Below are 2,153 nucleotides of genomic sequence, written 5' to 3' on the forward strand. Positions count from 1 at the left end.
CACCTACACCCGCCACGGCGGCTTCCTCCACGACGCCGACCACTTCGACGCCGACTTCTTCGGCATGAGCCCCCGCGAAGCCCAAGCCACCGACCCCCAACAACGACTCCTCCTCGAAACCGCCTGGGAAACCATCGAAAACGCCCACATCGACCCCACCACCCTCCACGGCACCCGCACCGGCATCTTCACCGGCGTCATGTACGCCGACTACGCCGCCCGCCTCACCACCATCCCCACCCCCTACGAAGGACACCTCGGAAACGGCAGCGCCCCCAGCATCGCCTCCGGACGCCTGGCCTACACCCTCGGCCTCCAAGGACCCGCCCTCACCATCGACACCGCCTGCTCCTCCTCCCTCGTCGCACTCCACCTCGCCTGCCAATCCCTCCACAACCACGAAACCGACCTCGCCCTCACCGGCGGCGTCGCCATCATGTCCGCTCCCGGGGTGTTCGTGGAGTTCTCCCGGCAGCGCGGACTGGCGCCCGACGGACGCTGCAAGCCGTTCGCCGCGGCGGCCGACGGCACCGGCTGGTCCGAAGGCGTCGGGCTCCTTCTCGTCGAACGCCTGTCGGACGCGCGGCGCAACGGCCACCCGGTTCTGGCCATCGTGCGCGGATCGGCGGTCAACCAGGACGGCGCGAGCAACGGGCTGACCGCGCCGAACGGGCCGTCCCAGCAACTGGTGATCGAGGACGCGCTGGCCAGCGCGCGGCTGGCCGCCGCCGAGGTGGACGTGGTGGAGGCGCACGGGACCGGCACCACACTGGGCGACCCCATCGAAGCGCAAGCACTCATCGCCACCTACGGCCGGCAGCGGCCCGCCGACCGGCCCCTGCGGCTGGGCTCGATCAAGTCCAACCTCGGGCACACCCAGGCCGCCGCCGGTGTCGCCGGAATCATCAAGATGGTCGAGGCGATGCGGCATGGCGTCCTGCCGCGGACGCTGCACGTCGATGAGCCGACGCCGCATGTCGACTGGTCGGCGGGGGCCGTAGAACTGCTTACCGAGCAGGTTTCGTGGCCTGAAACCGGGCAGGCTCGCCGTGCCGCGGTCTCCTCCTTCGGCATCAGCGGAACCAACGCCCACCTCATCCTGGAACAAGCCCCCGCCAGCACCGAACCCGAAACCGCGCCCGCACCCGTGACGCTCCAACCCGACACGGACGTGAAGGCGCAGGCCAGGGAAACGTCAGGGCCGGACGTGTTGCCGTGGTTGCTGTCGGCCAAGACCGAGGCGGGGCTGGCTGCGCAGGCGCGGCGGCTGGCCGAGCACCTGGACGCCCACCCCGACCTGGACACCGGACAGGTGGCATGGGCGCTGGCCACCACCCGCTCAGTCCTGGACCACCGCGCCGTCATCGTCGGCGACCAGGACCGCCTGCGCGAGGGGGTGCAAGCCCTGGCGGCCGGAGAGCCGCACCCGGCCGTGATCACCGGCCACGCGTCTCCCGGCGACGCGGGCGGCAAGACGGTGTTCGTGTTCCCCGGCCAGGGATCACAGTGGCCCGGCATGGGCGCCGAACTCATGACCACCAGCCCCGTCTTCCGCGACCACATCCTCGCCTGCGAACAGGCACTGGCCCCGCATGTGGACTGGTCCCTCACCGACATCCTCACCAGCGGCGAAGCAGCAGCGTCGCTGGACCGGGTCGACGTCGTGCAGCCCGCGCTGTTCGCCGTGATGACCGGGCTGGCGCACCTGTGGCGCTCCCTCGGGGTGGAACCCGACGCGGTCATCGGCCACTCCCAAGGGGAGATCGCCGCCGCCTACACCGCCGGCGCCCTCACCCTCCACGACGCCACCCAACTCATCGCCCTCCGCAGCCAAGCCCTCACCACACTCGCCGGAACCGGCACCATGGCCGCCGTCCACGCCGCCCCCCGCGACCTGACCCACCTGCTCCCCGACACCATCACCGTGGCCGCAGTGAACGGGCCCGCCACCACCATCGTCGCCGGACCCGACCACGCCATCACCGCACTGCTCGACGAGTGCGAGCGGCGGGAGATCAAAACCCGCCGCATCGACGTCGACTACGCCTCACACAGCCCCGCCATCGACACCATCACCGACCACATCACCACCGCCACCACCGGCATCAACCCACAGCCGACAACCACCCCCATGTACTCCACCGTCACCGGCC

At 70.8% G+C, this 2,153-nt stretch carries 1 protein-coding gene; it reads left to right on the forward strand.

Annotated elements, in window-relative coordinates; translation table 11 throughout:
- Positions 1 to 2,153 (forward strand): type I polyketide synthase (locus E1285_RS44675; protein ID WP_132160966.1); only part of this gene is annotated, 2,153 nt, incomplete at both ends.

Origin of the sequence: Actinomadura sp. 7K507 (assembly GCF_004348425.1) — a bacterium.
In the GTDB taxonomy this organism is placed as follows: Bacteria; Actinomycetota; Actinomycetes; order Streptosporangiales; family Streptosporangiaceae; genus Spirillospora.